This window comes from Neisseria sp. HMSC074B07, from assembly GCF_001810355.1.
Taxonomy (GTDB): Bacteria; Pseudomonadota; Gammaproteobacteria; order Burkholderiales; family Neisseriaceae; genus Neisseria.
The window spans coordinates 26,618-28,866 of record NZ_KV800952.1; the positions used below are offsets into that span (position 1 = coordinate 26,618).

Sequence of the window (2,249 nt, forward strand, 5' to 3'; positions counted from 1 at the left end):
CCGCCGAAGAAGCTGAAAAAGCTAAAGCAGAAGCTGAGCGTAAAGCGGCTGAAGCTGTTGCAACCCAACAAATCGACGGCTATTACAGCAAAATTTCCCAATCAGGAATGGAAGGCGACGATATTTCCCATATCGGCGACATCAATATTCTTGAGGTGGACGGACAAAAAATCCCGCTGTTGCCTGAAACTGAGCCTCAAAGGGCTGAAGTATTCGGTAATGTGAACGAAAAATCTGTCTTGGTTGCCGCCACTCATCTGAAATACGGCCGCTACGGTTTTTATGGCTTGAAAAATGGAGATACTGACATCCATACATCGTATATGTTCTACCAAGGCGTTATTACTCCGGAAGCAGCGATGCCTCAAGAGGGTCAGGCTTTTTACCGCGGTTATGCGCTTTACAGCGATGTCGGACAAGCCAATACGTTCGGCAACTCCATCTTTATGGTGGACTTCGGTCGCAAATCCCTCTCCGGTGCGGTTTATTCCGAGAACGGTGAATTTGATGAAGTGAATCTGGAAGGTCAAATCGTCGGCAACCGCTTCTTCCATGTGGATGAGAAAGAACAAAAAATCATGTCGGGTATGTTCCTCGGCCCCCAAGCAGAAGAGCTTACCGGCCGATTCGATCATCTTCTGGAATCTAAAAACGGTACGTTTGGTGCCGCCGCTCTGAAAGAATGATTTTTACCGTATCATCAGCTCAAAAGGTCGTCTGAAAACTTGGAAATCAGGTTTTCAGACGACCTTTTTCCGTTCCCGCCCAAGAAGCAGCCCATAAAATGCTACAATACCGCTTTGATTTTTTGCCCGCATCATCATGAAAAAAGCCCCCAAATCCTTTGAAGAAGCCCTCGCCCGCCTCGAAACCCTGACCCAGTCGATGCAAAGCAGCGAAATGCCGCTGGAAGACGCTCTGGCAGCCTATCAGGAAGGCAACGAGCTGGTCAGATACTGCCAAACCAAGTTGGCGGAAGTCGAACAAAAGCTGCAAGTATTGGACGCGGGCGAACTGAAGGAGCTGAACCTTGAACCCGGCGAATGAATTGAAAGCATGGCAGCAAAAAGCCCAAGCGCAGACCGAATTGCTGCTGGAGCGTTTCCTGCCGTCTGAAAACCAAGTGCCGCACACGCTGCACGAAGCCATGCGTTACGTTACCCTCGGCGGCGGCAAACGGCTGCGCCCGCTCTTGGTGCTTGCCGCGTCCGAATTGGGCGATGCCGACCAAAACGCCGTCGAACAAGCCATGGCGGCGATTGAAATGGTGCATGTCTATTCCTTGGTCCACGACGACATGCCCGCAATGGACAACGACAGCCTGCGGCGCGGCAAACCGACCTGCCATGTGAAATACGACGAAGCCACCGCCCTCTTGGTCGGCGACGCGCTGCAAACCCAAGCCTTCGACGTATTGAGCCGTCCGACCGGACTGCCCGCCGAACGCCAAATCGCCATGTTGTCCACGCTCGCCAAAGCATCCGGCAGCCTCGGCATGGCGGGCGGACAAGCCATCGACCTTGCCAACGTCGGCAAAGCCATGAATCAGGCGCAGTTGGAGCAGATGCACAGCCTCAAAACCGGCGCCCTCATCCGCGCCGCCGTCGTATTGGGCGCACTTGCCTGCCCCGATTTGGATTCAGACGACGTCCGCACCTTAGACAACTACGCCGCCAAACTCGGCTTGGCTTTCCAAGTCATCGACGATGTGTTGGACTGCGAAGCCGACACCGCCACCCTAGGCAAAACCGCCGGCAAAGACAGCGACAACAACAAACCCACCTACGTCAAACTGATGGGTCTGCAAGCCGCCCGCACCTACGCCGAAACCCTGACCGCCGAAGCCGCCGCCCTGCTCGAACCCTTCGGCGCAAAAGCCCTGCATCTGCGGCTGCTGGCGGAATTTGTCACCGCGCGGAAAAATTAAACGTTTGAAATCATTTTTCTTTTTATACCGCTAAGACATCAAAGGTCGTCTGAAAAATCAGTTCCAAGATTTTCAGACGACCTTTTTGTATAGGGACGGCGTTTATAGTGGATTAAATTTAAATCAGAGCAAGACGAGGCAACGCCATACTGGTTTAAAGTTGATCCACTATAATGAATCATGCTTTTATTCAACGGGATAAATTGGGATTAAAATGTGGATAAGTTGTGCGCAAACAGTGGATTTTATAGGCGTTTTAACCGCCCTTCTGTTCCTGCAAACATCCGTTTTTATAGTCAATTAAAAACAAAATAGTACAATA

The 2,249-nt window shown here is 51.5% G+C and carries 3 protein-coding genes; all 3 read left to right on the plus strand.

What is annotated here, in order from left to right:
- Positions 1-686: transferrin-binding protein-like solute binding protein (locus HMPREF2726_RS14145; protein WP_246827877.1), on the plus strand; the 686-nt coding region annotated here is incomplete at its 5' end.
- Between the two features lie 136 nt (positions 687-822).
- Complete coding sequence (locus HMPREF2726_RS08635; RefSeq protein ID WP_003755792.1) at positions 823-1,047, plus strand: exodeoxyribonuclease VII small subunit; 225 nt, start codon at positions 823-825, stop codon at positions 1,045-1,047.
- On the plus strand, positions 1,031-1,927 hold the full coding sequence (locus HMPREF2726_RS08640) for a polyprenyl synthetase family protein (RefSeq protein WP_009312555.1): 897 nt from the start codon (positions 1,031-1,033) through the stop codon (positions 1,925-1,927). The genes HMPREF2726_RS08635 and HMPREF2726_RS08640 overlap by 17 nt, the downstream gene beginning before the upstream one ends.
- Positions 1,928-2,249 lie beyond the last annotated feature (322 nt).